Origin of the sequence: Spiroplasma endosymbiont of 'Nebria riversi' (assembly GCF_018831625.1) — a bacterium.
GTDB lineage: Bacteria > Bacillota_I > Bacilli_A > Mycoplasmatales > Nriv7 > Nriv7.
The window spans coordinates 501207-518746 of the sequence record NZ_CP065193.1 but is presented as its reverse complement, the minus strand read 5'-3'; the positions used below and the strand labels follow the sequence as shown (position 1 = coordinate 518746).

General features: G+C 25.2%; 24 protein-coding genes. 18 read left to right on the top strand and 6 right to left on the bottom strand.

Features of this window, described 5'->3' with window-relative positions:
• The first annotated feature begins 43 nt into the window (after positions 1-43).
• Both I5Q57_RS03500 and I5Q57_RS03495 read left to right on the top strand, forming a co-directional pair.
• Positions 44-601: a MurR/RpiR family transcriptional regulator gene (locus tag I5Q57_RS03500; RefSeq protein WP_215826827.1), complete on the top strand. Its 558-nt coding sequence runs from the start codon at positions 44-46 to the stop codon at positions 599-601.
• A 10-nt stretch (positions 602-611) separates the two neighbouring features.
• Positions 612-827: a helix-turn-helix domain-containing protein gene (locus I5Q57_RS03495; RefSeq protein WP_215826826.1), complete on the top strand. Its 216-nt coding sequence runs from the start codon at positions 612-614 to the stop codon at positions 825-827.
• A gap of 259 nt (positions 828-1086) precedes the next feature.
• On the opposite strand, the gene I5Q57_RS03490 is transcribed toward I5Q57_RS03495, so the two are convergent.
• Positions 1087-1809, bottom strand: coding sequence for an IS3 family transposase (locus I5Q57_RS03490; protein WP_369806568.1), 723 nt, complete (start codon positions 1807-1809; stop codon positions 1087-1089).
• Between the two features lie 28 nt (positions 1810-1837).
• Positions 1838-2080 (bottom strand): helix-turn-helix domain-containing protein, encoded by a 243-nt coding sequence (locus tag I5Q57_RS09870; RefSeq protein WP_369806555.1) that lies wholly within the window; start codon positions 2078-2080, stop codon positions 1838-1840.
• Between the two features lie 451 nt (positions 2081-2531).
• On the opposite strand from I5Q57_RS09870, the gene I5Q57_RS03485 reads away from it, so the two are divergent.
• The 13 genes from I5Q57_RS03485 to I5Q57_RS03425 all read left to right on the top strand — a co-directional run bounded on the left by I5Q57_RS03485 (position 2532) and on the right by I5Q57_RS03425 (position 11362).
• The gene (locus tag I5Q57_RS03485) at positions 2532-2891 is read left to right on the top strand and encodes a hypothetical protein (protein WP_215826825.1); all 360 of its coding nucleotides are present in this window, start codon (positions 2532-2534) and stop codon (positions 2889-2891) included.
• 72 nt (positions 2892-2963) lie between these two features.
• Positions 2964-3200 (top strand): hypothetical protein, encoded by a 237-nt coding sequence (locus I5Q57_RS03480; protein WP_215826824.1) that lies wholly within the window; start codon positions 2964-2966, stop codon positions 3198-3200.
• A gap of 436 nt (positions 3201-3636) precedes the next feature.
• Positions 3637-4326: a glycerol-3-phosphate 1-O-acyltransferase PlsY gene (gene plsY / locus I5Q57_RS03475; protein ID WP_215826823.1), complete on the top strand. Its 690-nt coding sequence runs from the start codon at positions 3637-3639 to the stop codon at positions 4324-4326.
• A 1091-nt stretch (positions 4327-5417) separates the two neighbouring features.
• Positions 5418-5744, top strand: coding sequence for a hypothetical protein (locus I5Q57_RS03470; protein ID WP_215826822.1), 327 nt, complete (start codon positions 5418-5420; stop codon positions 5742-5744).
• A gap of 2 nt (positions 5745-5746) precedes the next feature.
• Positions 5747-5968: a hypothetical protein gene (locus I5Q57_RS03465; protein WP_215826821.1), complete on the top strand. Its 222-nt coding sequence runs from the start codon at positions 5747-5749 to the stop codon at positions 5966-5968.
• A gap of 164 nt (positions 5969-6132) precedes the next feature.
• On the top strand, positions 6133-6363 hold the full coding sequence (locus I5Q57_RS03460) for a hypothetical protein (protein ID WP_215826820.1): 231 nt from the start codon (positions 6133-6135) through the stop codon (positions 6361-6363).
• 165 nt (positions 6364-6528) lie between these two features.
• Positions 6529-6774, top strand: coding sequence for a hypothetical protein (locus I5Q57_RS03455; RefSeq protein ID WP_215826819.1), 246 nt, complete (start codon positions 6529-6531; stop codon positions 6772-6774).
• Between the two features lie 261 nt (positions 6775-7035).
• Positions 7036-7449, top strand: coding sequence for a hypothetical protein (locus tag I5Q57_RS03450; RefSeq protein ID WP_215826818.1), 414 nt, complete (start codon positions 7036-7038; stop codon positions 7447-7449).
• 341 nt (positions 7450-7790) lie between these two features.
• On the top strand, positions 7791-8075 hold the full coding sequence (locus I5Q57_RS03445; protein ID WP_215826817.1) for a hypothetical protein: 285 nt from the start codon (positions 7791-7793) through the stop codon (positions 8073-8075).
• A gap of 2 nt (positions 8076-8077) precedes the next feature.
• The gene (locus I5Q57_RS03440) at positions 8078-8326 is read left to right on the top strand and encodes a hypothetical protein (RefSeq protein ID WP_215826816.1); all 249 of its coding nucleotides are present in this window, start codon (positions 8078-8080) and stop codon (positions 8324-8326) included.
• Positions 8327-8348: 22 nt separating this feature from the next.
• Complete coding sequence (locus I5Q57_RS03435; RefSeq protein WP_215826815.1) at positions 8349-8741, top strand: hypothetical protein; 393 nt, start codon at positions 8349-8351, stop codon at positions 8739-8741.
• Positions 8742-9006: 265 nt separating this feature from the next.
• A complete protein-coding gene (locus tag I5Q57_RS03430) occupies positions 9007-10884 on the top strand; it encodes a hypothetical protein (RefSeq protein ID WP_215826814.1) in 1878 nt (625 codons plus the stop codon).
• Between the two features lie 43 nt (positions 10885-10927).
• A complete protein-coding gene (locus I5Q57_RS03425) occupies positions 10928-11362 on the top strand; it encodes a hypothetical protein (RefSeq protein WP_215826813.1) in 435 nt (144 codons plus the stop codon).
• Between the two features lie 406 nt (positions 11363-11768).
• Here I5Q57_RS03425 and I5Q57_RS03420 read toward each other — a convergent pair whose 3' ends face one another.
• The 3 genes from I5Q57_RS03420 to I5Q57_RS03410 form a co-directional block, all read right to left on the bottom strand.
• Positions 11769-13052, bottom strand: coding sequence for a hypothetical protein (locus I5Q57_RS03420; protein WP_215826812.1), 1284 nt, complete (start codon positions 13050-13052; stop codon positions 11769-11771).
• A gap of 99 nt (positions 13053-13151) precedes the next feature.
• Complete coding sequence (locus tag I5Q57_RS03415) at positions 13152-13313, bottom strand: hypothetical protein (protein WP_215826811.1); 162 nt, start codon at positions 13311-13313, stop codon at positions 13152-13154.
• Between the two features lie 15 nt (positions 13314-13328).
• Positions 13329-13979 (bottom strand): hypothetical protein, encoded by a 651-nt coding sequence (locus tag I5Q57_RS03410; RefSeq protein ID WP_215826810.1) that lies wholly within the window; start codon positions 13977-13979, stop codon positions 13329-13331.
• A gap of 128 nt (positions 13980-14107) precedes the next feature.
• Between I5Q57_RS03410 and I5Q57_RS03405 the strand changes: the two genes are divergently transcribed.
• Positions 14108-15218, top strand: a protein-coding gene (locus I5Q57_RS03405; protein ID WP_246534722.1) for an IS3 family transposase whose coding sequence is annotated in 2 segments (ribosomal slippage) — positions 14108-14380 and positions 14382-15218 — 1110 coding nt in all. Because the reading frame shifts where the segments join, the coding sequence is not laid out codon by codon here.
• On the opposite strand, the gene I5Q57_RS03400 is transcribed toward I5Q57_RS03405, so the two are convergent.
• Entirely contained in the window at positions 15180-15977 is a 798-nt protein-coding gene (locus I5Q57_RS03400; protein ID WP_215826809.1) for an ankyrin repeat domain-containing protein, read from the bottom strand. The genes I5Q57_RS03405 and I5Q57_RS03400 overlap by 39 nt on opposite strands.
• Positions 15978-16594: 617 nt before the next feature.
• Here I5Q57_RS03400 and I5Q57_RS03395 point away from each other — a divergent pair.
• Both I5Q57_RS03395 and I5Q57_RS03390 read left to right on the top strand, forming a co-directional pair.
• Positions 16595-16744 (top strand): hypothetical protein, encoded by a 150-nt coding sequence (locus I5Q57_RS03395; protein ID WP_215826808.1) that lies wholly within the window; start codon positions 16595-16597, stop codon positions 16742-16744.
• Between the two features lie 154 nt (positions 16745-16898).
• Entirely contained in the window at positions 16899-17279 is a 381-nt protein-coding gene (locus I5Q57_RS03390; protein ID WP_215826807.1) for a hypothetical protein, read from the top strand.
• The last annotated feature ends 261 nt before the right edge of the window (positions 17280-17540 follow it).

Below are 17540 nucleotides of genomic sequence, written 5' to 3'. Positions count from 1 at the left end.
ATGAAAATAAAATATAACTGATTAGTACTAACTTCATTAACTTATGACTAATATTATTTTGGTTGTTCAAAAATATTCACAAGAAAGTGAGCAAAGTATTGATCAGTTAATTTCTCAAACAACTTTAAATAACATTAATGATTTTGCTAATATTAATTTAACATTATTGACAAAGCAAACTTATACTTCAACAGCATCAGTTATTCGTTTTTGTAAAAAATTAGGTTATAGTGGTTATTCAGAGTTTAAATTTGCTTTTTTACAAGCATACAAAAAGAAAAACCCGACTGAGGATGCTAGTTTAAAAAATTGTTTTTCTTGTAATAATTTTTTAAAGGGTATTAAACATAATAATTTTTTAATTAGTGACTTGGATCAAGAAATAGTTGCCAATTATTTATTAAAGCAACAAAAGATTTATTTGTTAGTTGATAAAGTTATTAGTACTAATTTAAAACCATTTATTAAGAAATTGAATAGGTTATTTTATAAAATTAATTTTTGTTTATTTGATAATAATGATTATTTTGTTGTTAATAAAGAAAAAGTTGGACCATATTTATGTGGACTTTCAAATAAAATAAAATTATTAAGAAAGTAGGAAGATAAAAATGGGGAAAAACTCATATTCAAATGAATTTAAAAAACAAATTGTCATGCTTTATCAAAACGGAAAAAGCATTGTTGAAATTATTAAAGAATACGGGGTTTCAAAATCAGCCGTATATCAGTGAATTGAAAATTTTAATAATTTCGGGTCATTTAAAGTGCAAGATAATTGCACTGTCGAAGAAAATGAATTAATTTACTTGAAAAAGGGCGTATAACAAAGATGTAGAGAAATAAGAAAAAGACGATAATTATCGTCTTTTTTGTTCTTTTGTAAAAAAAATATGCACTTCTTATAAATATTGGAGGTTGGTTTATATTATGTGTGTAAGATATGGTATGGCAACCCTTTTTTGGACAATTTTTATGTAGACTGTCATTTTCTAAATTCAACAGGCGTTAAATAATTTAAACCGCCATGTATTATAAGATTATTGTATCAATTAACAAAATCAAATAATTAGCATTTTAATTGTGTTAAATTTTCAAATTTTTTACCCTTGATAAATTCCATTTTAAAAGTTTTGTAAGTTGTTTAAGAGCATTATCGTCATAAGGGCAACCCTTATTGCTTAATGATCTTTTAATTTTAAAAGTGCTTAAAATTTCATCAATGATGTTATTTTTGAACTCATTACCACGATCAGTATGAAATAAAGTTATTTTATTTAATGGTCGTGTTATTTTATGAAAAGCTTGTTGAACTAGTTCAGCGGTTTTGTTTGGTCTGGCACTATAGCCAATTATTTCTCGATTAAACAAGTCAATTAATAAACAAATATAATGTCATTTTCCTCCAACTTGCACATATGTTAAATCACTAACAACAACTTCATTAGGTTTTTTGTTATTAAATTTACGATTTAAAACATTACTAATTTGGTCATTATTAACCATTATTTTATGATTACGATATTTTAATTTGGTGTATTTAGAAACCAAATTATTTTTGATCATAAGGAATCTGATTTTTCGACGTGATAAGATAATATCTTTTCTCATTAAAACAGCTTTAATTTTACGAGAACCATAAATTTTACGACTTTTATTAAATGCACTGATAACTTCTTCTTCATAATTATTAACATCATACTTAACACAATTATTAGTTTGATAATAATATGTTGATTTTGCTATTTTTAATATTTGACACATTTTTAGCACGGAATATTTTTCTTTATTATTGTTAATAATTCCTATTTTTTGCCAATTATCAGTGCTGCTTGCTTTAAAATGTCATTTTACATTCGTAATTGTTGGTTTTTTTTCGCAAGTAAATTAATTCATTTTCTTCGACAGTGTGATTATCTTGCACTTTAAATGACCCAAAATTATTAAAATTTTCAATTCACTGATATACGGCTGATTTTGAAATCCCGTATTCTTTAATAATTTCAACAACGCTTTTTCCGTTTTGATAAAGCATGACAATTTGTTTTTTAAATTCATTTGAATATGAGTTTTTCCCCATTTTTATCTTCCTACTTTCTTAATAATTTTATTTTATTTGAAAGTCCACATAAATATGGCCAAACTTATTGTAACCTATCCAATAACCATTTTAGACCAGTAAGAATACGCCTTCCTCTTAACAATAATTTTTAAAAGGAGGTAGGTATTTTAATTAATAAAATTAAACCAACTTTATTAACTTGTTCGAACAAAAAATTAAATTCTATCTAAAATTGTGTTGTAAATATGAGAACACTTTTTAGGTGTGCCAAAAAATGCTTTTTGGTAATTTCGAGCATTTCTCGCACCTAGTTAGCTAACATAACTTAGTTAACATAAGAGAGATAACATAGATTTCTTAGATAGTTAAATAATTTATGTTAGCTAACTAGGAAATTGCATATAAGGAAGGATATATATTATTTTTTTAAAAAAAATAAAAAATTATTGATATGAGGAGTTAATAAATAATGACTAACTTAAAAAATTTATTTTTAAATAAAAAATATATTGTTGCTGAAACAACGAATGCGATTTTACTATCAATTCCCAATAGTGGTGGTAGTTCTTGAGTTCCTCGAAAACTAGTATACCCATCAATTAAATATGCAAATCAGATGGCGCTTGGTATTTTTATAGAAAATTATTATGAAGTTATTAAGTATGATGCCAACGGTGCACAGAAAATCACAACCATTAAGGGGCAAGAAATTATTAATTTGTATGAAGAAGTTAAAATTAAAAATCGACAAAACTTTTTAGAAAATATTAAAAAATCTGAAGCTGATAAAGATATTAATTTTAATTATATTATTATTTTAATTTTGTAGAAAACTCTTGATATTTATTGAATATACTTAATTTTAGGTATATTTTTAATATAATAGAGGTGAATAATAATTATGGAAAAAATAATTCAAGAACTAGTAAATACTTTAACAGATGATCAATTTTTAGAATTTTATGAAAAAGTCAAACAACAAGCAGAATTAATAAAAAAACAAAAATGTTTAAATGAAATTGATCAAAAATTTAGATCACAAGGTATTAAATGCTCTAAATGTGAATCTTACCACTGCGTTAAAAATGGACATAATTCAGAAAAACAGGTCGCGTTTAGTTTTTTTAGGTATTTTTAAAAAAAGAAAAAATAATCATTTACTATAAATTATTTCAATATTCAAATTAAGTATATATTTCTTATGTAGATTTTTGTTGTAAAAAATTATTTTAATGTTGGTTTTATAAGAATTTTACTTAGGTTTTATAAGCTTTTATTAAGATTATGTTTATTAATATTAAATATTTTGTTTTATTACTTATTTTTCAAATAAAAAGGTAATCAATTTTTAGTTGTTTTTCTTTCAAAATTATTTAAACCCCACTACCTAACAAAACTTTATGCGTCCATTTTCATAAAAGCCTTTTAAAATTATCAAGTTGATGATTTTTTTTATTTTATCAAGAGTTTTCGACAAAATTAAAAAATTAAAATAATTTACTATTGTTATTGTAATTGTGCTAGAAAATAGTAATATAATATTAAATAATTAATATTAGGAAAGAGATGATTATATGAGTACTGCATCAATCATTATGACAACCTCGGGATGTGTTATTGGTTATTTAGTTGGTTCACTATCACCAGCAATTCTTATTAGTAAATATTATTTTAAAACTGATGTCCGTAACCATTATTCCAAAAATGCCGGAGCTACTAATGCTGCCAGAATTATGGGAACTAAATTTGGTTTAATTATTCTTATTTTAGATGGTTTAAAAATTGGTCTTGTTTTAGCAATTGTAAAATTACTATCACTAATTAATTCACCAACCCTTAGTGAAAGCTCAGTTTATATTAGTGCTGTTTTTGCTGTTTTCGGACATTGCTTGCCAATTTATCATAAATTTAAAGGTGGTAAAGGTGTTGGATCCTTTTTAGGCTTTACACTTTTTCTTAATCCGATTTATTTTATTATTGCAACTATTGTATGATGAACAATATTTCTAACTATTCGCATCGTGTCTATTGCCTCATTACTATGTGCCATATCTATTTTTTGTTGCTCTTGAATTACACAAATAAACAATTTGCCTGTAAATATGTGAATTAATTACTCCGAGTTATTTTTTCCTTACTTAGTGCCTAATTATTGAACCCAATTGATTGTTGGTGTGATTGTTTTAATTGTTATTTTACGACACTATCAAAATATTTATCGAATTTTTACTGGACAAGAAAAACAATTTAGTAATAAAAAATAAAAATTTGTTAGTTTCATACTTAGTTTCATACTCTTTATTGAAGTTATTTTTTATCATTCTTATTCAATGATTTAAATCTCCATTTTTGTTTTATTAATAAAGTAAAGTGTAAAAAGGTTTAAACTTTATAAAGTTTAAACCTCAATCATTTTTTTATTGCAGAACACATTCCCAAATTGCTATATTTTTTAAATATTTTTAAAAACTGACTATTCTTCAATGCTAATAGGTAAGTCATCCTAAGTTATTTTATTTATTAGTTATGCATTATTCTAATAAATAAATGGTATTAACTTATTTTTTAATTATATAATTAAAAAATATAATTCTCAATGATAAATCTATAAAATTTTCGAAAAAGTAAAATAAAATCAAAATTTATGAATTTTACGATTTAATTCTTTAAAAAAAAATAATAATGCTAGAAACTTCTAGCATTATTATAATATATTATTATCTATAAAATTTTCTTTTTTCATTTTCTAAAACGATAATGTTTAAAAAAAACTAAATCTTCAACATTAACTTGAGAATTATTTTCTAATTGTAAATAGTATCGATAACCATAAAAATATTGATTATAGGATGCATAAAGTTTTGTTAGGCAGGAAAATGTTTGAATAAGTATTAAGATAGTCAGCAATGATTGTCTTTTTATTTTATAAGATGTTAAAATTTGTTTTTTGAAAATTAAATACAAGTGAGTTAATAATGTTGGTATATATTAAAGCGCGATAAATTGTGGGTGGTCGCCATAACCAAAAGAAGTTTACCAGTTAATAGATAACACCCTATTAGCTATAGCAATTTGTTTCGTTTTGCAATAAAAAAATGAATGGGCGGACTTCCTAAAAATATACACGCTATTAAATTAGTTCCAAAGGTAGGATGCGGACATTAAAGTGTAAAAATTTCTATATAGGGATATATTAAGTTTAAAATTATTAAAATCTTTATCTAATTAAAAAAACAAAATTTACTAACAAAGCTTGTTAAACACTTAAATCTGGGATATATAAGTGTTTAAAAAACTAAGTTAACTAAAACTTAGTTAATATAACTTAGTTTATTCATAAGAAAGGTAATTTATTATGAAAAACATTGAAAACATTTTCTTAAATACTAAAAAATATCTTTTAAAAGAAACTCAAAACGCAATGCTTATTAAAGCACCAAAAATTCCGTGATTTAATGAACAAATCGGTATTTGGTTTCCAAAACGATTTGTTTATAAAGGAAAATACGAAAATTCAATTTGCATTGGAATAATAAAAGATAGTAAATATCAAATAATTTCGATTAATCAAAAAGAAAAAGAAACCAAATTAATTAAGGGGCAAGAATTATTAGGTTTTTTCATTGCCGAAAAAGAAAACAACAAAAAAGATATAAATTATAACTATTTTAAAGGAGTTTAAAGATGAATATTTCGATTGGAATAATATTTATTATCATTTGCATAATGCTATTGGCATATTTTGCTTATAAAATTTATGCCAAAATAAAAATGCGAATTAAATATAAAAATGTCATTAAAAATAATACTGGTAATTTCACAAAAGACGAAAAAGTATTTATTGCTCGCTTTAAAGAATGAGTTAAAGCTCCTAATTCAAAAGAAAATAATGAGGATAAAAAATAATGTTTTGAGAAATTATTATGGAATTTTTAAAACTGTTTGCTCCGATAGAAAAAATGCCTGCACAGGTTGCGTTTATTGCCGGATTAATTATTATCATTACTTTTCTTTTCGCATTAATTTCAATTATGTATTTACCAATAAAAATGATTTTTGGGAGATAAAAAATGACAATAAACTTAAAAGAATTTAATTGAGAACAAATTAAACAAACTTTCTGAGATTTATTTATTCAAATTACAACTATTCCGTCTCATATTAGTGGTGATAAAGAAATTGATTTAACTCAAGAAACGCTTTGACTTTTAATAGCAAACATTGCTTTTTGATTCTTAACAGCGATTATGGCGTGATTTATTTTAATGCTACTTTGGAAAACCATATCAGTATTTAGATAGGGAAAAAATTAATGTCAAGAAGTTACATTGTGATGCATTCCCAAAGAAATTCAAAATTAATTAGGAAAAAATATAATCGTGTTAAGGTTAATCGTGGTTTTAACAAATTTAAGAAAAACTTTGAATATAAATGATTAATGTTTCAAAAAGAAAGGGGGTGATTATATGATTGGAACTTTCTTAACAGAAGCGCCAGCAACAGTAGAAAAAATAACAGCTAGTGACACAATGACTAAATTATGAAATGCAATTATAACGTCTTTTACTAAAATGTGAGAAATTATTGCTGTTAACATGCCACAAGTCGGTAACTTCTTTGCTGACTACTGAATCTTCATTTTTCCATTTATTTTGGCAATATTCTTTATTTGCTTTAAAATGTTTGAAAAATTACTTGGAGCAGCGTGCTAACAAAAAAATAAAGTGAGGTGCAAGATGAAATTTTGCAAATGAATAATAGAAAAAAATAACCATTTTATTGAATTGAATCGCACCTAATTTTTAATTTTATGAAATTGGGGAGCAGTTTGATATATTTACAACGGTTATTTTAAAAACATTTAGAGCTATTTATTTTTAGTAGGTTGCATTTTAATTTTCCTTTTTAAAATCAATAATTTAACACAAATTAACAAAGTTATTAATTTTTTAAAAAATTCACCATTAAATATTTTGATTGGTTCATTAGGAACTGAAAAAACGGCTTTTCTAGTGTACGCATCAAAATTACTAAAAAATAAAAAATATCATATCGCATCAACATTTCCATTACTAGAAACCCAAAAATTAAGCTTAGGGCATATGGGATTGTTAGACTTTGATTATTCGTTATTGCCAGACAAAACCTTACTGTTATGGGATGAAACCAATTTATTTTTAGAAGGAACGGATTGAGAAAAAAATAATACCAAAAACGAAGAAACCGGTATTCAAGAATATTTCGCTCTGGCACGGCATTTTGGTCATATTGTGCTGGCCGGCGGTCAAAGAGATAAACATATTTGAGTTAAAGTTCGTGATATTGCCAATAATGTAATTGTGGGAATTCGCAAAAAACACCCGTTAATATTTTCCGCCCCTACTTAAAAGTCATCTATGGCACCTTTACGAGCATTGAAGAATATGAACGCTAACGAAACGCCTTAATTGATGCTAAAAATAGTAAAAAGGGTCGCCGCATTAAATACCGTGATATTCTTAAACTTGATATTTATTTTTTTAAACTAAAAATTCCTTTACCAATACTTAACACTTACAATTCTTTTTACCTAGCATTTTTAAGAGATTACTTAAATTCAAAAGTAAATCCGGATTATGAAGACAAATACTATACTGATACAGCAATTGATTTAGAAGACTTAGAATACTTAAAAATGGATAAATTTAGCAAATTTTTAAGAAAAATGAAAGAAAAGGAACAATAAAAAATGGAAAATCTCGCAAAAATGGCCGACTTTCTCGCCCAAATGCTTTATAAAGTTTTTGATTTAATTTGAAGTCTTGAAGTGCCGGGAACAAAAATTCAACTAATATTTCCTTTATTCTTAACGCTTGCTGTAGAATTTCTTATGGCAATTATTCTTGGATTTGGTAGTCAACAAGTTAATTTAGAAAAACAACGCCAATATGCTGTTAAAAATAAGGGTCGTTTAAGTGCGTGAGGAAAAGCTAAAAAACAAATAAAACCAATAAAAACAAAACAAGGTAACTAACAATGTTTAAACTAATTATTATTTTTATCTTAATAACTGTTCTTGGGTTATTAGCTGGTAGTCATTTTGAAACTTTAACGAACTATATTATCGAGGGGCTTGCCAATTTCCAAAAGTTTATTACTAGCAATTTAACAATTTTAGAACTATTTAAACCAATGGCGCGAACATTTTCGCAACATCCAATCTTCATCATTCTTGGTGTTACTTGTGTACTTATTGCTTTATTTATTGTGATTAAAGGACGATAAAAAATATGAAAGGAGAGTTAAAATGAAAAAACTTTTAGTAAAATTATTTAAAAAAGATAATTCAAAAGAAAAAATGCCATTAAAATTAAAAATTAAAAATTCTTTTAAAAAGCAGTGGTTAAAAGTATTATTAAGTATCATTTTCATCTTTATAAGCTTATTAATTTGTGCATTAACAGCAATCGATACTAAATGAATAACTGGAACAAGTGACGAATTTAATAATTTTATGAATGAAGAAATGGTTAAATTCTTTGTCAGGTTCAATAGTGATATTATGCTGGTAGGAATATTTGTTTTTTGATGAGGCGGAGCAATATACTTTGCAATTAAATTTGAAAAATTAATCCGCTTTATTATTCAAAAAATTAAAGCAAAAAGAGCCTTGAAAAATGAAATCAAACAAACTCATTAATTTTTTAAAAAAATATTGATGAATAATACTTAATTACATTATATTCATATCTTTAAGTATAGTTTTATTATTACATACAGATATTGAAAATTTGCAACAATTTATTAAAAATTTTGGAGCAATTGGTAAGTTAATGATTATAAGTTACTCATTAGTATGATTAACCATAACAGAAATAGTAAACTGCTTAATTCGTTTTATATTAAAAAAGATTAAAGCTAAAAGAATAATGAAAAATAAAATATTTTAAAAAGGAGTTATAAAAATGTTTATGAAAATATTTACCGTGATAATTATTAGTTTCAATAACATTTTTACCATTCCACAAAACATTAATAATGACAAATCAACAGCACAATCACTAATTAGAAGTAAAAGGCAAAATAATAAATCATACGAATTAAACTTAAAAAAATCAAAATTAACACTTAAATCATCAAAAGATGATAACAGCAAGTGAAATCAAAAATGAGAAATAAAAGTTAATGCAGAAAATGAATTTATGCACAAAAAATTGCCTCCACGAATGAAACTTAATGACTGAGAATTTTATGTTGACAAAAATGACAAGATTACACTGCCGATATTAAAATCATTAGAATATGATTTAAATTGAGAAAAAAACAGTGAACCAAGATATTGAGAAAATAAAGATTTTTTATCATATCAAAATAAAAAATTAAAAAACATAAAAATGAAAGTACAAGAATGAGATAAAAATGAAAGATATGCCAAATGAAAAATATTAGAATTTAACGCACAATCAGAAATTAAATCCTCGACTGATATTGATTTACCAGAAAAAACCATTAAATTTGATGGCAACCATAACTATAACGATGTTGTTGATAATCTTGATTACTTAATGATTCACCGTGGTGATTTTGATAAATTTAATTACTCGTATCTCTATTGAACGCCCGTATTTAATTTCATTGACACCCTAGAAAAAGGTTATTACAAAGAATTTACGATTAAAAATCACGGCTTTAAAGACGAGAGTTACTTTTATCATAAGACTTCTAGTAATAAAAATGTAGTAAATGAGAATGTTTTGAAAATTAAGGCATTTAACAAAACTATAATTGCTGGAAATAAGTATTTACAATTGATACACGGTGAAAATGAAATCTGAAAATATGGCACTACGAATTCTAACGATTATTACCTAATTAAATATCTTTTTGGTACCTTAAATTACTTCAATGTTAGATTTAGTTTTCTACGCTATGACCCCGATTTAAAAAATGATATTTACCTATATTTTAAAAAAAACATTCCTAGTATTAACAATAGCGATTACAAAAATGTTTTTAACGAAATCTACGAAATTCTTGGCAATTTCTTTGCTAGTTTATTTTATGCGACTTTTGATATGGACGAAAAAACTCATACCGAAATTGATTTTAAGGGTGTAGAAAACTATAAGAAGTATTACTTTATTCAAATCGGTTTCTTTTATCGTTCATTAATTACCTTTTATCCCAAAAAATACTTAGTAAATATTATAGGAAACTCAGAATTATTACTAAGAAGTTATTTCTTTACTTTTGACAAAAAAATGCACCAAGATAATTACAATGCTATTGACAACACCAATAGCATTTATCAAATTGATTTTAATGTCCTTAAATCCTATGATAATAAACTCATTGTCTTGCCAACCAACAAAACTGCTAACAGTATTAATTATCTAAATACCGATATTGATATTCGTTATGGTATTAATATTTTTACCTTAACTTTTCCACTTTATCACAAAGGGAATATCTTTAACCACAATTTTAAAATTTATGACTTTAATGTATTAAATTCAACAGCCTTTATCCCCGAGGGCTCAAACAACAGTGAATGAGACGAATTAATTCCACCAGCAAATTGCAAATATTCTGGACGATGAACACCAACCTTTAATGATATTGGTTGTGCAATTCAAAATGCTGGTATTAAAATGCTAAACTGAATGCTGACAGCGTCACAAATCATCACGATTTTGCGACCGTTAGCAATTATTGCAAAAGCAACAGTTAACTTTTCAACTGCCATTTTCCCAGTTTTTAAAACGGTACCAGCTTTTTACTATACCTTTCAATTTTTAATCGGTTTTGCCATTTTTCTAATGATATTAAGAATTTTTTTATAATTATATATATATATTGAAAAAACAAAATGAAGGAGTTAAATTTATGAAAATTTTAAATATAATAGTTCTTTTGGGGCTGACAATATTGCCGATAGTTGGGTGTTCTAAAAAAGAAAATAAACCAATATTACAAATTAAGAATGAGTCATACGACTTAAACTTAAAAAAATCAAAATTAACACTTAAATCATCAAAAGATGACAACAGCAAGTGAAATCAAAAATGAGAAATAAAAGTTAATGTAGAAAATGAATTTACGCCCAAAAACTTGCCTCCGCGAATGAAACTTAATGATTGAGAATTTTATGTTGATAAAAATGACAAGATTACAATACCGATATTAAAATCATTAGAATATGATTTAAATTGAGAAAAAAACAGTGAACCAAGATATTGAGAAAATAAAGATTTTTTATCATATCAAAATAAAAAATTAAAAAACATAAAAATGAAAGCACAAGAATGAGATAAAAATTAAAGATATGCCAAATGAAAAATATTAGAATTTAAAACTGAATTTAAAAATAATTAAACTGTTAAAATTGATATCCCAAAATGCAGCTTTATATGACGATACTGCTCTTAAACAATTTTCTCATTTTTTCTATTTTGACAAAATAAAAAAGCAGTATTTAAATTTAAATACTGCTTTAGTAAAAAAATTTTTAATCTTAATTTAAATTAGATAATTAACAAATATATTAAAATTAAAATTTGAACTCAGATTATTGTGCATAAGAAATATTTTAATTTTTTAATTAATAATGTTAAATTTTATTCTATTCCTAGTCAATCGCCTTCATTGTCGGCTATAATGACAAAACCATCATTTTCATTATCTAATATTTCAAAATAACCATTTATTTGTTCGAAATGAAGTGCTATTACACTTTTACAAAAGTGTTGAAATCTTCATTTGTGACACTTCCGCCTCAACCAGAATGGTCATTTATAACAAATTTATTTTTAATAATTTTTATAATGTTTGCTGGTGAATTTTTATTTTGTTTGATTTCATTTCATGTGTTTTTGTTAATTTTAATTTTTAATTTATCATGAGCTAGAAATTTATATCATTTTTCAATGTTATCATAAACATTATGATGAATTGAAGCTGGCAACGCAATATCAGATGTTGAATGATGATGAAAAGCAAAATACATTCATGTTCCTGCAATTGCTAATCCTCCAATTACTAAGGATAGCCCTAGAGTTTCCGGGGCCAGAGCGGCAGCAGTACCAGTTTCTCCCGCTATAACTCCGCCTTCAAACGCTGCTGTTTCGGCAACAGTAATTGCTTCTGCGGCGGCCAAACTTTCTGTTGTGCTTGTTGATAAAAGCGGGTTCATTTCCATTGCTTCTGCATTTGCAACACCACTACTAGTAATGGCAGCAGTATCAATAACAGTCATTTTTGTTCCGTAAGCCGTTAATGCTCCTCCACTTAAAGCTGCTAATCCAGTATTTGTTAGTTTTTCTTTAAAAGCTTTTTTATCATTTTCAGATAATGTTTGATAATAACGATTAATTTTATTTAATTTTTTTAATTTTTCTTCTTTTGAAAGCGTGTTGTATTTATTTATTGCCTTTGTTGCTGTTGATATTTGTGAATTGATAATATTTTTGTTTACTGGTTTATTTACTACAGGTACATTTTGCTTGATTTTATTATTGTTTTTAATTAAGTTAATTTCTAAATTTTCATCATTTTTTAAACTTTTTTCTTCTGTTTTTTTATCTACAAAATGATATTCATCTTTTTGTAATGGGGTTGTTGTTGGTTCTGGTGCGTTGATAATATTACCTTGATTAGCATCATCATACTCATTATTTTTAGATAAAATAGTATGGTGTTGAGCGTGATCATCAACCGGTAATTTAATTGACTTTGTATCTGATTTTGAGGTTGTTGGTGGTAAATTATCTGGTCTTTTTGTTGTATCAACTACCGGGATATTTCCCTGATTGTCATTAATAGCAATAGGGTGGTTTGTTCGATTTTCTTCTGGTGTTAAAGCAAAATTATAATGATTGTGAATACCAGAGCCTTTTGTAAGTTCAACATAATATATCGCTATGTTATTATTATTTGAATTTTGATTAACTGGTTGATAAGGAATATCAGTACCTACACCAATATTAGCATTTAAAAGATTATTCATGGCCAATATTTCGATTTCGCCCCCTCGCGCGTTAATATTTCTCATTCTATCTAAGTAATTATTAACAACTTCATTTTCACTTATCTGAATTGCACTGCGAAAGCTTTATGCTTGATTAGCATTGCTTTGGGTTGGATTATCTAAATTTCTTTCAATATAATTTACAACGCGATTACGAAAAACAACTCTTACTAATCTATGTGTGGTTGCATCTTGATATCAATCTTGCAATAAATTATTGGTATTTGATAAATCAAATTGATGCAATAAAGTTTGAACATATTATAAATAACTTAATTGTAATTCGCCAAATAATTGGATAAATTGGTTTCTAAATTCTTCATTATTATTTCTCGCTGGCAATAAGTAAGATGTTACTACCGACCAAAACAAACAGCTATTATCCGCTGGTACATCATACAAATTATTTTGATTTGTTGTTTTAGTATTTTGATTTTGTGCGCCACTAGTTCCAGCTTGTTCACCAACACTCACTCTTTTACTACTGCTACCTTGTGATTGACTTCCGCCGGCATTTGTATTAATGTTGCTATTAGATTTAGGAGATGAGTTTAAAAAACCACGTTTAAGTCCCCCAAAATCTGAATCATCTTTTGTAATTGTTTTTTGTGTCTTACTTGGTTTGCTTGCTTTTTTAGCAAGTGTAAATGCAACTATTACACCACTAGGACAATTTCCATCATTAGAAGTAATAAGTGCAGTTGTTATATTAATATTTGTAACTTTAATTTTTTTTAAAAAATCTAACTTAGGATTTAATTCTCTAACATGTTTTAAAATTGTTTGCTCAGAATTATCTGCTATTTCTCCTAAATTACGATTTATAATAATAAAATCTCATAATTTAATTTCTACTAATTCTTTTACCAATTCATTTTGTTTTTCTTTTGTTAAATTCCTATAATTTTGCATTATTTTTGGAAATTCCTTTAATTCATTGTTTTCCTTAAAATATTTATTGGATAGGTTACAATAAGTTGGACCATATTTATGTGGACTTTCAAATAAAATAAAATTATTAAGAAAGTAGGAAGATAAAAATGGGGAAAAACTCATATTCAAATGAATTTAAAAAACAAATTGTCATGCTTTATCAAAACGGAAAAAGCATTGTTGAAATTATTAAAGAATACGGAATTTCAAAATCAGCCGTATATCATTGAATTGAAAATTTTAATAATTTTGGATCATTTAAAGTGCAAGATAATCGCGCTGTCGAAGAAAATGAATTAATTTACTTGCGAAAAGAAAACCAACAATCACGAATGGAAAATGACATTTTAAAGCAATCAGCACTGATAATTGGCAAAAAATAGGAATTATATTAACAATAATAAAGAAAAATATTCCGTGCTAAAAATGTGTCAAATATTAAAAATAGCAAAGTCAACATATTATTATCAAACTAATAATTGTGTTAAGTATGATGTTAATAATTATGAAGAAGAAGTTATCAGTGCATTTAATAAAAGTCGTAAAATTTATGGTGCTCGTAAAATTAAAGCTGTTTTAATGAGAAAAGATATTATCTTATCACGTCGAAAAATCAGATTCCTTATGATCAAAAATAATTTGGTTTCTAAATACACCAAATTAAAATATCGTAATCATAAAACAATGGTTAATAATGACCAAATTAGTAATGTTTTAAATCGTCAATTTAATAACAAAAAACCTAATGAAGTTGTTGTTAGTGATTTAACATATGTGCAAGTTGGAGGAAAATGACATTATATTTTTTTATTAATTGACTTGTTTAATCGAGAAATAATTGGCTATAGTGCCGGACCAAACAAAACCGCTGAACTAGTTCAACAAGCTTTTCATAAAATAACACGACCATTAAATAAAATAACTTTATTTCATACTGATCGTGGTAATGAGTTCAAAAATAAAATCATTGATGAAATTTTAATAACCTTTAATATTAAAAGATCATTGAGTGCTAAGGGTTGTCCTTATGACAATGCTGTGGCTGAAACAACTTACAAAACTTTTAAAACGGAATTTATCAAGGGTAAAAAATTTGAAAATTTAACACAATTAAAATGCGAATTATTTGATTTTGTTAATTGATACAATAATCTTAGAATACATGGCAGTTTAAATTATTTAACGCCTGTTGAATTTAGAAAATGACAGTCTACATAAAAATTGTCCAAAAAAGGGTTGCCATACCATTTTTGGTTCTTTTAATTCTTTTAAAGCGTTTTTAGTTTCTTCTAAACTTCTTATAATTTTATTTTTTTGTTGTTCATCTTGAACTTTTTCTAATAATTCATTACATAATTTTATTTTATTTTTTAATATTTTTTCAAATTCTTTTTCAAATTCTTTTTCAAATTCTTTTTCAAATTCTTTTTCAAATTCTTCTGAATTAAAATGTTTTTCCATTTCTGCTTCAAGAAGATTAGGAATAATTTTTTTTAAACTACTGTCAGTGTTAATTTTAGGGTGTTTTAATAATTCGGTAACAATTTCATTTTTATCAAGTATTACCGCTAAATGTAAAGGTGTTATATCATTTATAGCTGTAATATTAACATTAATCTCAGGATTTTTTAATAATTCTTTTACAATTTCTGTTTCACCCAAACGTACCGCATTGTGTAAAACACTCATATGACAAATAGGTTCTGTTTTATTTACATTAATATTTTTATGTTTTAATAGTTCTTTTACAATTTCTGTATGACGAAGAGCAAGCGCTATATTTAAAGGTGAAAAAAAATCATTTGAATTACCATTTATCATTTCTGATTTCGGAATTAAATTAATTAATAATTTAATAATATCTAAGTTTTTTTGATAAACACTTATAACTAAAAGAAAATTTTCCTGATTCTTATTAATACCAATATTATAAATTAATTGATTTTCATTAATATTTATTTGTTTTATATTTATCATATTATATAATTTCCCAAGGAATTTTCTTAGTTCTAATTGTTTTTGTATGTAATTTAAAATTTTAATTTTAATATCGGAAAATTTTTGGTTTTGTGGTTTATCAAATAGATCTCCTACTGCTTTGATTATTTTGTAATTCTCATTTTCTTTTTTAAAAATTTCATTAATTATATCTTGATTATTATAAATAAAATCATACATTTTTTTTAATTTTGTAGAAAACTCTTGATAAAATAAAAAAAATCATCAACTTGATAATTTTAAAAGGCTTTTATGTAAAATTACTATTTTTACTTTAATTTTTTATACATTAAAATATAATACCGCTGTTTGTTGGTTTGGAGTTAAACCCTTATGTTGGTATTTTCATTTTCAGAGATTTAAATAATTTTGAATATTAGTAAAACCTAAACCATGATAATGAATTAAGGCTTTTTTAAGACTAGATTGTAATTTACTGATTTTATTTAAGTTACGATAACTAGCTTCAGGATTAATTGTTGTTTTAGTTACACATAAAGTAGAATTTGTTTTTAATTTTGTAGAAAACTCTTGATACTTATTGAATATACTTAATTTCAGGTATATTTTTAATATGATAGAGGTGGATAATAATTATGGAAAAAATAATTCAAGAACTAGTAAATACTTTAACAGATGATCAATTTTTAGAATTTTATGAAAAAGTCAAACAACAAGCAGAATTAATAAAAAAACAAAAACGTTTAAATGAAATTGATCAAAAATTTAGAGCACAAGGTATTTAAATGCCCTAAATGTGAATCTCGCCATTGCGTTAAAAATGGACATAATTCAGAAGGAAAATAAAAATATTTATGTAAAAATTGCCGTGCAAGTTTTGATGTTTCTCGTAATCATTTTATTTATTGAAGTCATTTAAATTATGAACAATGAAATTTATTGATTCAAATTTCATTGTTGGGGCAATCTAGTAAAACAATTTCTCGTTTTATTAAAACTACATTAAAAACTGCTTGATATAATCGTCAAAAATTAATGAAATCAAAACAATTAGAAAATACCCAATTAAAATTTAAAAAATTATCTGGTAAAATCCAAATCGATGAAACATTTATTAAAGAAATTCATAAAGGAAATTTCAAACATAAAACTGATCCACGAAGAATTCGCCTTGAACCATTCGCCACTAATACTAAATGCTGTATTCAAATGGCAGTTGATAATAATAACAATATTTATGTTAAATCCACAAACACTAAATGTTTACAAAAACAATGAGTTATTGAAAATATGAACAAAGAATTAATTAACCAAAATTAAATTATTACTTCTGATATGCAAAAATTATATTTTTTAGTAGCAAAATAAACAAATTCTACTTTATGTGTAACTAAAACAACAATTAATCCTGAAGCTAGTTATCGTAACTTAAATAAAATCAGTAAATTACAATCTAGTCTTAAAAAAGCCTTAATTCATTATCATGGTTTAGATTTTACTAATATTAAAAATTATTTAAATCTCTGAAAATGAAAATACCAACATAAGGGTTTAACTCCAAACCAACAAACGGCGGTATTA